Genomic DNA, 14,233 nt, shown 5'->3' on the forward strand with positions numbered 1-14,233 from the left:
CCTGTTCGTACCGAACGCGTTTGCCACGAACGTGTTCGTCGCCCTACGCTCGTCCCATCCGCCGGGCACCGGCGCCGAGCCAGGGAGGCATTGCCATGTCCGGAGCACCCCGTATCGCCATCGTCGGAGGAGGGCTGGGCGGATTGACGCTGGCACGCGTTCTGCACGTCCACGGAATCGCCTCGACCGTCTACGAACTGGACGCCTCGGCGACCGCACGCGACCAGGGCGGCTCACTGGACATGGATCCGGAGTCCGGTCAGCGGGCACTGCTGCACGCCGGGCTGCTGGAGGAGTTCCGGCCGCTCAGCCGCCCCGAGGACGGGGAGCTGCGGCTGCTCGACAAGGACGCCGCCCTCAGCTTCCGCATCCCCGCGCCGGAACCGGGCGAGCGAGACGAGGGAGAAGAGCGGCCCGAGATCGACCGCAGGGCGCTGCGGGATCTGCTCCTGGGCTCGCTGCCCGAGGGGACGGTCCGCTGGGGCCACAAGGTGCGCGCGGTGGCCCTCGGCGCGACGGGGCGGCCCACGCTCACCCTGTCCGACGGCCGGACCGTCGAGGCGGATCTGCTGGTCGGCGCGGACGGGGCGTGGTCCAGGGTCCGGCCCCTGGTGTCCGACGCCGACCCGGTCTACTCCGGGGTCTCGTTCGTGGACTGTCTGCTGCACGACGTCGACGCCCGGCACCCCGCCGTCGCCGAACTCGTCGGCCGGGGAACGATGTTCGCCCTGGCGGACGAGAAGGGGCTGATCACCCAGCGCAACAGCGGCGACCGTATCCGCGTCTACGCCGGGATCAAGGCGCCGGAGGAATGGAGCCGTTCGGGCCTGATCGACCCGGCGGACCCGGTGGCGGCCAGGAAGCGGCTGCTGGACCTCTTCCCCGACTGGAACGAGGGGCTGCGCGCGCTGATCGCCGACAGCGACGGCCCGCTCGTCCCCCGGCCCATCCACGCCCTGCCCATCGGCCACCGCTGGGAGCGGACGCCCGGCGTCACGCTCCTGGGCGACGCCGCCCACCTGATGTCCCCCTTCGCGGGGGCGGGCGCCAACCTCGCCATGCTCGACGGCGCGGAACTCGCCCTCGCCCTCGCCACCCACGACGACCTGGAGACGGCTCTGAACGCCTACGAGACACCCATGTTCCCGCGCGCCGAAGAGGCGGCCGCGCAATCGGCCGACAACCTCACCGGCTTCTTCCACCCGGACGGCCTGCGAATCGCGTGCGACACCTTCACCGCGGTCACTTCCGGCGGTGAGGCCCGATGACCACCCACCAGACCACCGGATTCACCATCGAGCCCTACCCCGGCCTTCCCCTGACGGTGCGGGACGTGGGCGCGGGCCGGCCCGTGCTCGTCCTGCACGGCGGCGGCGGACCCGCCTCCGTGACCGGCATCGTGGACCACTTCGCCGCCGCCTCCCGGGTGCTGGCGCCGACCCATCCGGGCTGGGAGGACACCCCGCGGCCCGAGTGGTTCTCGGACGTGGGCGACCTCGTCGAGACCTATCTGGATCTGCTGGACGACCGCGACCTGCGCGATGTCCTGGTCGTCGGCGCCTCGTTCGGCGGCTGGGTCGCCGCCGAGATGACCGTGCGCGACCGGGCCCGCCGCATCGGCGGGCTGGTCATCATGGGCGCCTTCGGACCGCATATCGAGGGGCACGAGCTGCGATTCCCCACCGCCCCGCCCGGCCCGCCCGGCCCACCGCCCGGTCAGGGCTCCGGCGTACCGGCACCGGCACCGCGCCGAGGCCCCTCGCCCGCGGCCCTCCAGGCGATGGCGGCCTACGCGGGCCCGACGAGGTCCGATCCGAAGCTGCTGCACCGGCTCGCCCGGGTGAGCGTGCCCGCCCTCGCGGTGTGGGGGGAGCAGGACACCGCCGTCCCGCCCGACTTCGGCCGCGCGTACGCCGCCGCCATCCCGGGGGCCCGGTTCGAGCTGATCCCGGGCGCGGGCCACATCCCCACCCGGGAGGCCCCGGAGGCCACGTTCGCCGCGATCGACACCTTCGCGGCCGCCATCGGGCAGTAGCGGCCGTCTTCACGCACCTGTCAGGCGGGACGTCCCAGCTCCTTGCGGAAGAGCTCCAGCACATTGCCGCCGAGAATCTTCTCGACGTCCCCCTCGGGAAGGCCCCTTCGGACCAGCGCCTCGGTCACCAGAGGCAGTCCGCGGGGGCCTTCCAGGCCGGGGACCAGCAGCCGGGCGTACTCGACGTCCTCGCAGCAGGGCGGGGTGGTGTCGTCGCTGACCTCCTTGATGAAGTCCGGCCCCAGACCCACACGGCCGACGCCGATCACCTCGGCGATATGGACGATGTGATCGGCCAGCCGGTCCACCGTGCGGTCGGCCTGGGCGGTGGCCAGGAACTCGCCGAGGAAGTTGACGCACACCATGCCGCCGGTCGCGGCGATCCCGCGCATCTGCTCGTCGGTGAGGTTGCGATGGTGGTCCAGGAGCGCGCGGGCGGAGGAGTGGGTGGCCAGTACAGGGCGGGTGGCCAGCTCCAGCACATGGGCGACCCCGGAGGCGCCGAGGTGGGAGACGTCGAAGAGGATGCCCAGCCGCTCCATCTCCCCCAGCGCCTGGACCCCGGCCTCGGTGAGCCGGCTTCCGGTGGCGTCCTCACCGCTGCCGTCGGCCAGGGCGGTGCGGCCCCAGTGGGCGAGCGAGGCGATGCGCACCCCGAGGCGGTGGAGGGTCGGGAGGAGCTCCACGTTCGCGTCCAGCCCGGGGGCGCTCTCCAGGGCCAGCACCAGGGCGATCCGGCCGTCGGCGAAGGCTGCGTCGATGTCGTCGCCGTCCAGGCACAGCCGTACCTCGTCGGCGTTGCCCTCGGCGAGGGTGTGGGCGCACTCGATCATCCGCAGCGTTTCGCGCAGCGCGCCCTCGGGGCGGAACCGGTCGTCGATGAAGACCGGCAGCACCTGCACATCCACTCCGCCCTCGCGGAGCTGCGGCAGCCAGCGCTCCCGGAAGTAACCGGCCCAGCGGTGCGGCGGGCGGGCGGTGACGGCGGTCAGCAGATCGTTGTGGGCGTCGGCGACGACGGCGCGCTGGTGGAGGTCACGGCTCATAGGACATGGCTCATAGGGCACGGCTCATAAGGACGACGGTGGCCTTTCGTGGGACGGGAAGCGGCGTCGGCCATCGTGACGTACGCGCCTGCCGCCGAGCCATGGGTTTTCGGTGCGGCGGGCGGAATCCCCGCGCCCGTCGGCCGGGTGAGAGGATCGGACGGACGGGCCCGAGGGACGGAGGCGGGAGATGTCGGTGGAGATCACCTGGTGGGGGCACGCCACCGCGACCGTGCGGGACTCCGGGGTGCGGGTGCTGACCGACCCCCTGTTCGTACGGCGCCTGGCCCATCTGCGGCGCCGCCGGGGGGCCGTGCCACCGGCGGCCGCGGCCGTGGCGGACGTGGCGCTGGTCTCGCATCTGCACGCCGACCATCTGCACCCCGGCTCGCTGGCCAAGCTGCCGCCCGGCACCCGGCTGGTGGTGCCGCGCGGGGCCGGGCGGGCGGTGCCCGGACTGCGGCGGGTGGTGGCGGCGCGCGGGCTGCGGGTGACCGAGATGGCGCCGGGGGATGTGTGCGCGGTCGGCGAGGTGCGGATCCGGGCGGTTCCGGCCGCGCACGACGGGCGGCGGCTGCCGTACGGGCCGAGCCGGGTGCCCGCGCTGGGGTATGTGCTCAGCGGCGAGTCGACCACGTACTTCGCGGGGGACACCGGGCTGTTCGACCGGATGCCGGAGGTGGTGGGCCCGTGCGATGTGGCGCTGCTTCCGGTGGGCGGCTGGGGACCGTACCTCGGCCCCGGCCATCTCGACGCGGGCCGCGCGGCACAGGCGCTGGCGCGGCTGGGGGCGCGCTGCGCGGTGCCGGTGCACTACGGGACGTACTGGCCGATCGGGATGGACGCGATCCGTCCGCATGAATTCCACGCCCCCGGCGAGGACTTCGTGCGCCACGCCGGGCGACTGGCCCCCGACGCGGTGGTGCACCGGCTGGGGCACGGGGAGTGCGTCCGGCTGGAGCCCGCCAGGTGATGGGCGATCTGGCGAATCTGGTGGACGTGGTCGATCTGGCCCGGAGCGTGCCGTCCGAGTCGACCCAGCAGGCGGTGGGGTATCCCTCGCTGTTCCTGCTGGTGGTGTTCGGGTCGCTGGTGCCGGTGGTGCCCACCGGTGCGGTGGTCTCCTCGGCCGCGGTGGTCGCCATCCACCAGACCGCTCCCCCGCTGTCGCTGCTGGTGGTCTTCGGGGTGGCCTCGCTGGCGGCCTTCTCGGGCGACGTGACGCTCTACTGGCTCGGGCGGCGCGGGGTGGCTTCGAAGAACGGCTCGCGGTGGCTGGAGCGAATCCACGACCACGCGGCGCCGGAACGGCTGGACCAGGCGCAGGCGCGGCTGGAGGAGCACGGGGTGGCGGTTCTGGTGCTGTCCCGGCTGATCCCGGCCGGGCGGATACCGGTGATGCTGGCCTGTCTGCTGGCGCGCTGGCCGCTGCGGAGGTTCGCACGGGGCGCCGGACCCGCGGCGCTGGCCTGGGCGGTGACGTATCAGCTCATCGGGATCCTGGGCGGCTCGCTCTTCCCCGAGCCGTGGGAGGGCGTGGCGGCGGCCGTGGTACTGACGGTGGTGATCAGCACGACCCCCGCGCTGTGGCGACGGCTACGGCGCCGTACGGCAGGCGACGCCCGGAGCGAGGCCGCGGGCTGACGCCCCCTCCGCCCCGGGCCGGACCCGACGGCCCGGCCCGCTCCGGCAGCACCCCTGCCCCTGCCGCACCGGCCCGCCCGGCGCCCGGTGCGGCGTCCCGCGACCCCCGCGCCACGGGGGCACCCGGGAAAGCGATACCCCGCTTCCCGGCCCCGCCGCTTCGGCGACCGCCGGGCGCACCCATGGCCGAGCCACCAGACCCTGCGCCCAACAGCGCCTCCCGGCAACGGGGATCGCCGCCGCCCGACGTCTGCCCCTTACGGGGTGTCCGGCGGATTTTTCCCCTCCCCGCCCCTTCCCGATACCAGGGGCTCCGCCCCTGGACCCCCGCGGGGTCTGGGCGGCTCCGACACGGAAGTTCGGGGCGCAGCCCCGGCGGGGTTCGGGGCGCAGCCCCAGCGAGGTTCCGGGCACAGCCCCAGCGAGGTTCCGGGCACAGCCCCAGCGGGGTCAAGGGGCGGAGCCCCTTGTTTCGGGAAGGGGCGGGGGGGCTCGCCCGCCGCAGGCGCCCCCGCCCCCGACCCGGACCCGCGTCTCCGGGCCCGGGGACCGGAAGCCCGGAAGCCCGGGGACCCGGAAGCCCGGAAGCCCGGGGACCCGGAAGCCCGGGGCCGGAGACCCGGGGCCCGTCCGGGCGTCTCTGCGGCGGGGCTCGCCGCCCCCGGTCGGCGCGGCGTCTCGCCGACCGGGGGCGGGTGGCGCCCGGGAAGGCGGGGTCAGCCGTCCAGGCTCAGTACCCCGCGCAGCGCACGCGTCAACGCGGCCTCCGGGTCGGGCACCGAGCGCTCCACCCGCCAGGCGACGAAGCCGTCGGGGCGGACCAGGACGGCTCCGTCGGGGGCGGTGCCGTGCAGTTCGGCCCAGTCCACGCCCGGTTCGGGGGCGAGTTCATGGTCCGGTCCGCCGCCCACCCGGTAGCAGTCCAGCGGTACGCCGAGGGCGTCGGCGGCGCGGTGGCCCGCCTCGTACCAGGAGGCCCCGCCCGGCCCGGTGAGCAGTACACAGGTGCGCTCGTACAGATCGAGGGTGGACAGCCGCACCCCGCAGCGGTGCACCCACATATGGGGCGCGCGGCTGCCGGGCTCGGCCGAGACCATGAAGTGGTCGGGCACCGCGGGCGCGGCGGGGTCGGCGCCGACGACCGCGCCGCGCACATAGCGGTAGCCCATGGCGACGGCCATGACATTGCTCTGCGGGCCCTGGCCCTCGCTGGCGGGCGCCGAATAGCCGGGGTGGCTGTGTTCGGCCGAACGGGTGGCGGCGCGGGCGCTGGTGGCCTGGGCGACCGGCCGCCGCTCCATGCCGTAGGTCTCCAGCAGCCCGGAGCCCGCCCAGCCGCCCATGACGGCGGCGATCTTCCATGCCAGGTTGTGGGCGTCCTGGATACCGGTGTTGGAGCCGAAGGCGCCGGTGGGCGACATCTCGTGTGCGGAGTCCCCGGCGAGGAAGACCCTGCGGTCGGAGTAGCGGTCCGCCACCCGCTCGGCCGCGTGCCAGGGCGCCTTTCCGGTGACCTCGACCTCCAGGTCGGGCATGCCGACGGCGGTACGGATGTGCTTGGCGCAGCGCTCGTCGGTGAACTCCTCCAGCTCTTCGCCTCGCTCGGGGTGCCAGGGGGCGTGGAAGACCCACTGCTCCTGGTTGTCGACGGGCAGCAGCGCCCCGTCGGCCTCGGGGTTGGTGAGGTAGCAGGCGATGAAGTGGCGGTCCCCGACCGCGTCCGCGAGCCGCTTGGCGCGGAAGGTGATGGACACGTTGTGGAACAGCTCGCCGCGTCCGCTCTGCTCGACGCCGAGCGCCTCGCGCACCGGGCTGCGGGGGCCGTCGGCGGCGATGAGGTAGTCGGCGCGGACCGTGGAGCGCCGTTCGGACCTGCGGTCCAGGAGCACGGCGGTGACCCCGTCCGCGTCCTGCTCGAAGGAGATCAGCTCGGTGGAGAACCGCAGATCGCCGCCGAGGTCCTGGGCCGCGCTCAGCAGCACGGGCTCCAGGTCGTTCTGGCTGCACAGGCACCATCCGGCGGGGCTGATCCGGGCGGCCTTGCCACCCGGATCCATCTCCCGGAAGAGCCAGTCGCCCTCCGTGCCGGTCAGGGACGGGGTCTGCAGGATTCCGTGGTTGTCGGCCAGGACGGACGCGGCCTCGCGGATCGCGGACTCCACTCCGGCGGTGCGGAACAGCTCCATCGTCCGGATGTTGTTCCCCCGTCCGCGCGGGTGGTGCGAGGTGCGCGGGTGTTTTTCGACCAGTAGATGACCGATCCCCAGTCGGCCCAGGAACAGTGAGGCGGAGAGGCCCACCAGGGAGCCGCCCGCGATGAGGACGGGCACACGCTCAGCATTGTCGGCAAGACGGTTCATTGTGCTGCTATGCCCGGTGTTTCCGGGCTCTTCCGAGACGCTGACGAGGCGTTCGCTCGGATGGCTCACATATCTCGCGCCATTGGTGGGTGCGCCCCACGATCGTCTAACGGGCGGGTGTCCTCGATGCCCGGAAGGACGCGTCCGCGAAATAAGGAGTGGAATATGAGCACCCTGTCCGATATTCCGGAGACCACGGTGAACCCATCACCGACGACCGTGGAATCCGCGCTCACCGACACCAGATTGCGCGTCATCTTGCTGGTGCAGGTCAACAGCGGTGCCGAGCAGCGCTTTCTGCGTGCCTATGATCAGTTGTCCCAGCAGGTGGCCGCGGTGCCCGGGCACATCAGCGACCAGCTCTGCCAGTCGATCGAGAATCCCTCCCAGTGGCTGATCACCAGCGAATGGGAAAGCGCCCCTCCCTTCCTGGCCTGGGTGGACTCTCCCGCGCACCGGGAGATGGTCAAGCCCTTCCACGGCTGTGTCGAGGACACCCGCTCGCTGCGGTTCAGCATTCTGCGGGAGACCCTGACCGCCGGATCCGCGCCGGTCGATGTCACCACCCGGGGTGTCGACGCCGCGCTGCGGGTCGGCGACGGGCTGGTCCGGCAGGCGCTGACCTTCACCGTGAACTCCGGCAGCGAGGACACCGTCGCCAAGATCCTCGCCGATTACGCCTCACCGGAGGCACGGGTCGACCAGACCACCCGGCTCTCCCGCACCTCCGTCTTCATGAGCGGCAACCGGGTCGTACGGGCCGTGGAGGTCAAGGGCGATCTGACCGCGGCGCTGCGCTTCGTGGCCCGGCAGCCGGAGATCAAGGCCGTCGAGGCCGCCATCAATCCGTATCTGGAGGAGGACCGCAACCTCGACGACCCGAGCTCGGCACGGGAGTTCTTCGCCCGGGCGTCGCTTCCGGTGGTCCACCACATGACGGCCGGCGGCCCGCGTCCCGCCCAGGGCGTCCACCGGCACGCCCTGCTCTACCCGGTCAAGGCCGGCTGCGGACCGGCGGTGGCCAGTCTGCTGGCCCGGCAGGACGAGCTGGCGGTGAACAAGGAGATGACCGCGGAGCAGTCCGCGAAGACCCTACTGAGCAGCACCATCTTCCAGCGTGACGACATCGTGGTCCGGCTGGTGGACATGAGCGTGCCGCTGGACCGGCATCCGGCCATGGCGGCCGGTGTGAGCGGACGGCGGGCGGCCGCGGTGCTGGGCCGCCTGCTCGACCTCGGGGCGGACGGGGCGGTGATCGACCTGTCCGTGGACGACGGGCTGCGCCGCTTCCTCGCCGACTGCGACATGACCCCGATCACCGACCGCCAAGCGGCGGACCACTGACGACCCCTTTCCCCTTCGCACCTTCCCACCCCCTGTGGCGCGGACCGCGCAACGCTACCTGGAGGAACTCATCATGACCACGCAGTCCCCTCTCGTCGTCGACCTCGCCGCGGTCGCCCCCAACCGCCGACGCGGTGGCGATGTGCGCGCCATGCTCACACCGCCTCTGGTGGGCGCCACGAGCGGCTTCATGGGGATGGCCATCGTGGGGCCCGGTGAACGGGTCACCGAGCACTACCACCCGTACTCCGAGGAGTTCGTGTACGTCGTCAGCGGCGACATGGAGGTGGACCTGGACGGCGAGGCGCATCCGCTCCGCCCCGACCAGGCGCTCCTGATCCCCATCAACGTGCGTCACCGGTTCCGCAACGTGGGCAGCACCGAGGCCCGGATGGTCTTCCACCTCGGCCCCCTGGCACCGCGCCCCGAGCTCGGCCATGTGGACACGGAGTCCGCCGAACCCGCCGAGGCGACGTCGTGACCCGACGGGTGGTGGTCACCGGGCTCGGCGTCGTCGCCCCCGGGGGCGTGGGCGTTCCGGCGTTCTGGGACATGCTCACCGCGGGCCGTACGGCCACCCGCAACATCACGCTCTTCGACGCGGAGCGGTTCCGCTCCCGGATCGCCGCCGAATGCGACTTCGACCCGCTGGCCGGCGGTCTGACCTTCGAGCAGATCGAACGCTCCGACCGCTATGTGCAGTTCGCGCTGGTGGCGGCCAAGGAAGCGGTCCGGGACTCCGGGCTGGACCTCCAGGCGCTCAACCCCTGGCGGATAGGGGTCTCCCTGGGCAGCGCGGTAGCCGCCTCCACCCGGCTGGAGCAGGACTACGTCAAGGTCAGCGATGCCGGAGAGCACTGGGATGTGGACCACCGCAAGGCGGGTCCGCATCTGCAGCACGCGTTCTCCCCGAGCGCGCTGTCCTCCGGGGTGGCGGAACTGACCGGTGCGCAGGGCCCCGTGCAGTCCGTCTCCACCGGCTGCACCTCCGGTCTCGACGCGATCGGATACGCCTTCCAGGCGATCGAGGAGCGGCGGGCCGATGTGTGCATCGCCGGGGCCGCGGACTCGCCGATCACCCCGCTGACCGTGGCCTGCTTCGACTCGATCAAGGCCACCTCGGCGAACAACGACAACGCGGCCACCGCCTCCCGGCCGTTCGACGCCCACCGGGACGGCTTCGTCCTCGGCGAGGGCGCCGCCGTGCTGGTCCTGGAGGAGCTGGAGCACGCCCGGGCCCGAGGGGCGCGGGCCTACTGCGAGTTCCGGGGCTTCGCCACCTACGGCAACGCGTACCACATGACCGGTCTGACGCGGGAGGGGCTGGAGATGTCCGAGGCGATCGACCACGCGCTCGGCCACGCCCGTGTCAACAGCGACGAGATCGACTACGTCAACGCGCACGGCTCGGGCACCAAGCAGAACGACCGGCATGAGACGGCGGCCGTGAAACGGTCCCTGGGCGAGCACGCGTACAAGACCCCCATGAGCTCGATCAAGTCCATGGTGGGCCATTCGCTGGGGGCGATCGGCGCCATCGAGGTGGTCGCCTGCGCCATGGCGCTCGCCCATGGCGTGGTGCCGCCGACGGCCAACTACGAGACCCCCGACCCCGAATGCGACCTCGACTATGTCCCGCGCACCGCCCGCGCCCTCCCGCTGCGCAATGTGCTGTCGGTCGGCAGCGGGTTCGGCGGCTTCCAGTCCGCGGTGGTGCTGGGCCGGACGGACGGGAGGGCGGCATGAACGCGGCGATGAACACCCGGAACCGGGGCGCGGCCATCACGGGCATCGGTGTGATCGCCCCCAACGGGGTGGGCACCGACGCCTTCTGGAAGGCGACCCGGGAGGGGATCCCCTGCCTGGACCGGATCTCCCGCGAGGGCAGCGGGCACTTCCCGGTCCGGATCGGCGGCCAGGTCCGCGGCTTCGATCCGGGCTCGATGATCGAGGAGCGCTTCCTCGTCCAGACCGACCGCTTCACCCACTTCGCGATGGCCTCGGCCGATCTCGCGCTGGACGACGCCCGGCTGCCGGTGGACGACATGTCGCCGTTCGCGGTCGGCGTGGTGACCGCCTCCGGTTCCGGGGGCGGTGAGTTCGGCCAGCGCGAGCTGCAGCAGCTCTACGGCAAGGGGCCGCGCTATGTGGGCCCGTACCAGTCCATCGCGTGGTTCTACGCGGCCAGCACCGGCCAGGTCTCCATCCGCGGCGGGTTCAAGGGCCCCTGCGGGGTGGTGGCGAACGACGAGGCCGGCGGTCTGGACGCGCTCGCGCACGCCCGCCGGTCCATCCGGCGGGGGGCGGACGCGATGGTGGCCGGCGCCTCCGAGGCATCGCTGGCCCCGTACTCCATCGTCTGCATGCTCGGCTGGGACGAGCTCAGCCGGGCCCGCGACGCGGGCCGGGCCTATCTGCCGTTCACCGAGGACGCCTGCGGATTCGCGCCCGGGGAGGGCGGGGCGATGCTGGTCGTGGAGGAGGAGGGGGCCGCCCGGCGCCGCGGGGTGCGGATCCGGGGCTTCATCGCGGGGTACGGCTCGACCTTCACCGGGGCCTCCCGCTGGGAGCGGTCCCGGGAGGGGCTCGCCCAGGCCATCCGCGTCGCCCTGGAGGACGCGGAGTGCGCGCCGGAGGAGATCGACATGGTCTTCGCCGACGCCCTCGGCGTGCCCGAGGCCGACCGCGCCGAGGCGCTGGCCATCGCCGACGCCCTCGGGCCGCACGGCACGCGGGTCCCGGTGACCGCGCCGAAGACCGGATTCGGCCGGGCGCACTGCGCGGCCCCCACGCTCGACGTGGTGGCCGCCGTGCTCTCCATGGAGCACCGCGTCGTGCCCCCGACCCCGTACGTCACCGACGTCTGCCATGAGCTCGACCTGGTCACCCGCAGCTCCCGCCCCGCCGAGCCGCGGACGGCGCTGGTGCTCAGCCGAGGGCTCATGGGTTGCAACGCGGCGCTCGTGCTCCGCGGACCGGAAGGAGATTACTGATGTCCAGTCAACTGTCCTACGGGGAACTGGCCACGCTGATGAAGCGGTGCGCCGGGCTCACCGTCGATCCGGACATGATGCAGACCCGGCCGGACTCCACCTTCGAGGAGTACGGCCTGGACTCGCTAGGTCTGCTCGCCATCGTCGGTGAGCTGGAGAACCGGTACGGCACCCCGATCGAGCCGGGTGCCGAAAGCTGCAAGACCCCCGGGGACTTCCTCGACGTCATCAACACCTCACTTACCCCAGGAGCATGAAGATGGCAGGCCACACCGACAACGAGGTCATGATCAAGGCGCCGTTCGACCTCGTCTGGAACATGACCAACGACCTGGAGAACTGGCCGCAGCTGTTCAGCGAGTACGCCGCGGTCGAGGTGCTCCAGCGGACCGGGGACACCACCACCTTCCGCCTCACCATGCACCCCGATGAGGACGGCAAGGTCTGGAGCTGGGTCTCGGAGCGGGAGACGGCCCGCGATGTGCGCACGGTATGGGCCCGCCGCGTCGAGCCCGGCCCCTTCGCGTACATGAACATCCGCTGGGAGTACGAGGAGGAGTCCGAGGGCACCCGCATGCGCTGGACCCAGGACTTCGAGATGCGGCCCGACGCGCCGGTCGACGACCCCACGATGACCGACCACATCAACCGCAACTCCCGTATCCAGATGGATCTGATCCGGGACAAGATCGAGCAGCGGGCCCGGGAGACGGTGAGGGCATGAGCAGGTACCGCACCATGATCGTCGCCAAGATGCAGCGGGACGCGGCCCCCCAGGTCGCCAAGATCTTCGCGGAGTCCGACCGCGGCGAACTCCCCAAGCTGATCGGCGTCACCGGCCGCAGCCTCTTTCAGTTCGGCGATGTGTATCTGCATCTGGTCGAGGCCGAGCGGCCGCCGACCACCGAGGTCACCAAGTACGCCAAGCACCCGGAGTTCCGCGACATCAGCGCCCGTCTCCAGCCGTATATGCAGGCGTACGACCCGGCGACCTGGCGCGAGCCCAAGGACGCCATGGCGCATGAGTTCTACCGCTGGGAGCGCGACGGAAGCTAGCGGACGCGTCCCGCCGCACGGGGCCGCCGACGGAGTTCACACTCCCGGCGGCCCTTTCCTTATGCCCCGTCAGCGAAAATCTCACACTACTGGGCTCATCGGAATGATGTCTGCCGAAAAGGTGAAAGGACGTCAGTCCATTCGCGCGGCAAATGAGTGATCATTGCGCTTATCTACACCCAGAGGGCTTACAACAGAGCAGATCGCAGGCCGCGCCGAGTGGCAGGGGGAGCCCTCTTCGCTGACGGTGGACAAGACGCCGATGCGATCCCTTTATCTGGCAAATAGTCAGTATCGCGACGGCGCCGGAAGGAATGACTCATGCGATCTACTCGCGCACTCTTCACCGGGGCGGCGATTGCCGCCACCCTGACCCTGGGCGCCCCCGCCGCCGCGTTCGCCGCCGACGTCTCGGACCCGGGCGGTCACGGTGGGTACTCGAGCAGCCAGGAGTCCTCCGAGGACGGCTACGGCCAGGGCGGCAGCTCCTGGAAGGACAAGGACGACCACGGCCGCGAGGACGGCCGGGAAGACCACGGTCGCGAGGACGGCCGGGAAGACCACGGCAAGGAAGAGATGAAGGGCAAGGACGAGGGCGGCGAGCGCGACTGGTCCTCCTCCCACGGCAAGGACGAGGACGAGGGCCGGGAGCGCGACCACGAGTGGGACGGCAAGAAGGACGACCACGAGTGGTCCGGCGGCTCCTGGAAGGACCACGAGAAGGGCGACAAGCCGCGCGGTGGCGTCCACACCGGTGGTGGCGGCCTGGCCACCACGGGCAGCGGCATGGCCGCCGGTTCCGTCCTGCTCCTCGGCGGTCTCGGCGCCGGCGCCTACGCCCTGCGTCGTCGCAAGCCGACCGGCACCGCTATCTGAGTCTGACGCTTTCGTAATTCCGTGCTGCCGTGGCACCTCCGCCGAGCGGTGGTGCCACGGCAGCGCCACGAGCGCTGTGAAAAAGCGGCTGTGAGAAAAGTACCGCGAGAAAGACACCGAAAGGCGCTGTGAGAAAGGCGAACACCCCTATGGGAAAGCCGGCCAAGCAGGGCGCTGCCGACAGCAACACCCGCATCCTCCGCTGGGGAGCCGCGTCGGCCCTCATCGGCGTATTCCTCATCTACAACTCCGTCGACGCCGCCTCCCAGAACACCCCGGCGTCGGCCCGGCCCGCGGCCAGTTCCCCCGCGTCCATCTCCGAACCGGAGAGCGATACTTCGGTCGAGGCTGAGTACTCGGACTCGCCGGATTCGACGGCCGCCCCCGAGTCCCGTCCCGGACCCGCGCTGCCGCGCTCCCCCGCGTCCCATCTGGACATCCCCTCGATCGGCGTGAGCGCGCCCTTCACCCCCCTCGCGCTGGACGCGTCGGGTGTGCTGGTCCCGCCTCCGGACACCGAGCAGAACCTGGTGGGCTGGTACGAGGGCGGCCCCTCCCCCGGTGAACGCGGCAACGCCATCGTGGCCGGGCACGTGGACACCAAGGTCGGCCCGGCGGTGTTCGCCACCCTCAGCCAGCTCAAGCCGCAGGGCAAGGTGGCCATCACCCGCGAGGACGGGATCGTCGCGACCTTCGTCGTCGACAAGATCAAGACGTTCAAGAAGAACGCCTTCCCCGACCAGAAGGTGTACGGGGACACCCCCAACGCCCAGCTGCGGCTGATCACCTGCGGCGGGGTCTATGACCACACGGCCAAGGACTACACGGCCAATGTGGTGGTGTTCGCACACCTCAGCTCGTACCGCTACAGCTGACGGA

15 protein-coding genes are annotated in these 14,233 nt (G+C 71.8%); 13 read left to right on the top strand and 2 right to left on the bottom strand.

Features of this window, described 5'->3' with window-relative positions:
* Positions 1-95 precede the first annotated feature (95 nt).
* Both J5X86_RS21605 and J5X86_RS21610 read left to right on the top strand, forming a co-directional pair.
* Positions 96-1,268, top strand: coding sequence for an NAD(P)/FAD-dependent oxidoreductase (locus J5X86_RS21605; protein ID WP_208518393.1), 1,173 nt, complete (start codon positions 96-98; stop codon positions 1,266-1,268).
* A complete protein-coding gene (locus J5X86_RS21610) occupies positions 1,265-2,035 on the top strand; it encodes an alpha/beta fold hydrolase (protein ID WP_208518394.1) in 771 nt (256 codons plus the stop codon). Before J5X86_RS21605 ends, J5X86_RS21610 begins: the two co-directional genes overlap by 4 nt.
* 20 nt (positions 2,036-2,055) lie before the next feature.
* Here J5X86_RS21610 and J5X86_RS21615 read toward each other — a convergent pair whose 3' ends face one another.
* Positions 2,056-3,081, bottom strand: a complete 1,026-nt coding sequence (locus J5X86_RS21615) for a dipeptidase (RefSeq protein ID WP_208518395.1) — start codon at positions 3,079-3,081, stop codon at positions 2,056-2,058.
* 190 nt (positions 3,082-3,271) lie between these two features.
* On the opposite strand from J5X86_RS21615, the gene J5X86_RS21620 reads away from it, so the two are divergent.
* Together J5X86_RS21620 and J5X86_RS21625 are read left to right on the top strand one after the other, a co-directional pair.
* Complete coding sequence (locus J5X86_RS21620) at positions 3,272-4,054, top strand: MBL fold metallo-hydrolase (RefSeq protein WP_208518396.1); 783 nt, start codon at positions 3,272-3,274, stop codon at positions 4,052-4,054.
* Positions 4,054-4,725 (top strand): DedA family protein, encoded by a 672-nt coding sequence (locus J5X86_RS21625; protein WP_208518397.1) that lies wholly within the window; start codon positions 4,054-4,056, stop codon positions 4,723-4,725. Before J5X86_RS21620 ends, J5X86_RS21625 begins: the two co-directional genes overlap by 1 nt.
* Positions 4,726-5,441: 716 nt before the next feature.
* Here the strand turns inward: J5X86_RS21625 and J5X86_RS21630 are convergent.
* Complete coding sequence (locus tag J5X86_RS21630; protein ID WP_208518398.1) at positions 5,442-7,085, bottom strand: FAD-dependent monooxygenase; 1,644 nt, start codon at positions 7,083-7,085, stop codon at positions 5,442-5,444.
* A 165-nt stretch (positions 7,086-7,250) separates the two neighbouring features.
* Here J5X86_RS21630 and J5X86_RS21635 point away from each other — a divergent pair, with 165 nt between their 5' ends.
* The 9 genes from J5X86_RS21635 (at position 7,251) to J5X86_RS21675 (ending at position 14,229) form a co-directional block, all read left to right on the top strand.
* Positions 7,251-8,429 carry a SchA/CurD-like domain-containing protein gene (locus tag J5X86_RS21635; RefSeq protein WP_208518399.1) on the top strand — a complete coding sequence of 393 codons (1,179 nt, stop codon included), beginning with the start codon at positions 7,251-7,253 and terminating at the stop codon, positions 8,427-8,429.
* 73 nt (positions 8,430-8,502) lie between these two features.
* The gene (locus J5X86_RS21640) at positions 8,503-8,910 is read left to right on the top strand and encodes a cupin domain-containing protein (protein ID WP_086707435.1); all 408 of its coding nucleotides are present in this window, start codon (positions 8,503-8,505) and stop codon (positions 8,908-8,910) included.
* On the top strand, positions 8,907-10,175 hold the full coding sequence (locus tag J5X86_RS21645) for a beta-ketoacyl synthase (protein WP_137967951.1): 1,269 nt from the start codon (positions 8,907-8,909) through the stop codon (positions 10,173-10,175). The genes J5X86_RS21640 and J5X86_RS21645 overlap by 4 nt, the downstream gene beginning before the upstream one ends.
* Positions 10,172-11,422, top strand: coding sequence for a ketosynthase chain-length factor (locus J5X86_RS21650; protein ID WP_243981028.1), 1,251 nt, complete (start codon positions 10,172-10,174; stop codon positions 11,420-11,422). Before J5X86_RS21645 ends, J5X86_RS21650 begins: the two co-directional genes overlap by 4 nt.
* Positions 11,422-11,679 (top strand): acyl carrier protein, encoded by a 258-nt coding sequence (locus tag J5X86_RS21655; RefSeq protein ID WP_208518400.1) that lies wholly within the window; start codon positions 11,422-11,424, stop codon positions 11,677-11,679. Before J5X86_RS21650 ends, J5X86_RS21655 begins: the two co-directional genes overlap by 1 nt.
* A gap of 2 nt (positions 11,680-11,681) precedes the next feature.
* Entirely contained in the window at positions 11,682-12,146 is a 465-nt protein-coding gene (locus J5X86_RS21660) for an SRPBCC family protein (protein ID WP_119991968.1), read from the top strand.
* Positions 12,143-12,478, top strand: a complete 336-nt coding sequence (locus J5X86_RS21665) for a TcmI family type II polyketide cyclase (protein WP_208518401.1) — start codon at positions 12,143-12,145, stop codon at positions 12,476-12,478. Before J5X86_RS21660 ends, J5X86_RS21665 begins: the two co-directional genes overlap by 4 nt.
* 321 nt (positions 12,479-12,799) lie before the next feature.
* Positions 12,800-13,354: a hypothetical protein gene (locus J5X86_RS21670; RefSeq protein WP_208518402.1), complete on the top strand. Its 555-nt coding sequence runs from the start codon at positions 12,800-12,802 to the stop codon at positions 13,352-13,354.
* Between the two features lie 149 nt (positions 13,355-13,503).
* Positions 13,504-14,229 carry a class F sortase gene (locus J5X86_RS21675; RefSeq protein WP_208518403.1) on the top strand — a complete coding sequence of 242 codons (726 nt, stop codon included), beginning with the start codon at positions 13,504-13,506 and terminating at the stop codon, positions 14,227-14,229.
* Positions 14,230-14,233: the final 4 nt, after the last annotated feature.

Source organism: Streptomyces sp. NEAU-YJ-81 (assembly GCF_017592595.1).
GTDB lineage: Bacteria > Actinomycetota > Actinomycetes > Streptomycetales > Streptomycetaceae > Streptomyces > Streptomyces hygroscopicus_B.

Excerpts from the sequence above, each read along its gene's own strand:
- J5X86_RS21605 (WP_208518393.1), top strand. The coding sequence starts at position 96 with ATGTCCGGAGCACCCCGTATCGCCATCGTCGGAGGAGGGCTGGGCGGA.
- J5X86_RS21610 (WP_208518394.1), top strand. The coding sequence starts at position 1,265 with ATGACCACCCACCAGACCACCGGATTCACCATCGAGCCCTACCCCGGC.
- J5X86_RS21615 (WP_208518395.1), bottom strand. The coding sequence starts at position 3,081 with ATGAGCCGTGACCTCCACCAGCGCGCCGTCGTCGCCGACGCCCACAAC.
- J5X86_RS21620 (WP_208518396.1), top strand. The coding sequence starts at position 3,272 with ATGTCGGTGGAGATCACCTGGTGGGGGCACGCCACCGCGACCGTGCGG.
- J5X86_RS21625 (WP_208518397.1), top strand. The coding sequence starts at position 4,054 with ATGGGCGATCTGGCGAATCTGGTGGACGTGGTCGATCTGGCCCGGAGC.
- J5X86_RS21630 (WP_208518398.1), bottom strand. The coding sequence starts at position 7,085 with ATGAACCGTCTTGCCGACAATGCTGAGCGTGTGCCCGTCCTCATCGCG.
- J5X86_RS21635 (WP_208518399.1), top strand. The coding sequence starts at position 7,251 with ATGAGCACCCTGTCCGATATTCCGGAGACCACGGTGAACCCATCACCG.
- J5X86_RS21640 (WP_086707435.1), top strand. The coding sequence starts at position 8,503 with ATGACCACGCAGTCCCCTCTCGTCGTCGACCTCGCCGCGGTCGCCCCC.
- J5X86_RS21650 (WP_243981028.1), top strand. The coding sequence starts at position 10,172 with ATGAACGCGGCGATGAACACCCGGAACCGGGGCGCGGCCATCACGGGC.
- J5X86_RS21655 (WP_208518400.1), top strand. The coding sequence starts at position 11,422 with ATGTCCAGTCAACTGTCCTACGGGGAACTGGCCACGCTGATGAAGCGG.
- J5X86_RS21660 (WP_119991968.1), top strand. The coding sequence starts at position 11,682 with ATGGCAGGCCACACCGACAACGAGGTCATGATCAAGGCGCCGTTCGAC.
- J5X86_RS21665 (WP_208518401.1), top strand. The coding sequence starts at position 12,143 with ATGAGCAGGTACCGCACCATGATCGTCGCCAAGATGCAGCGGGACGCG.
- J5X86_RS21670 (WP_208518402.1), top strand. The coding sequence starts at position 12,800 with ATGCGATCTACTCGCGCACTCTTCACCGGGGCGGCGATTGCCGCCACC.
- J5X86_RS21675 (WP_208518403.1), top strand. The coding sequence starts at position 13,504 with ATGGGAAAGCCGGCCAAGCAGGGCGCTGCCGACAGCAACACCCGCATC.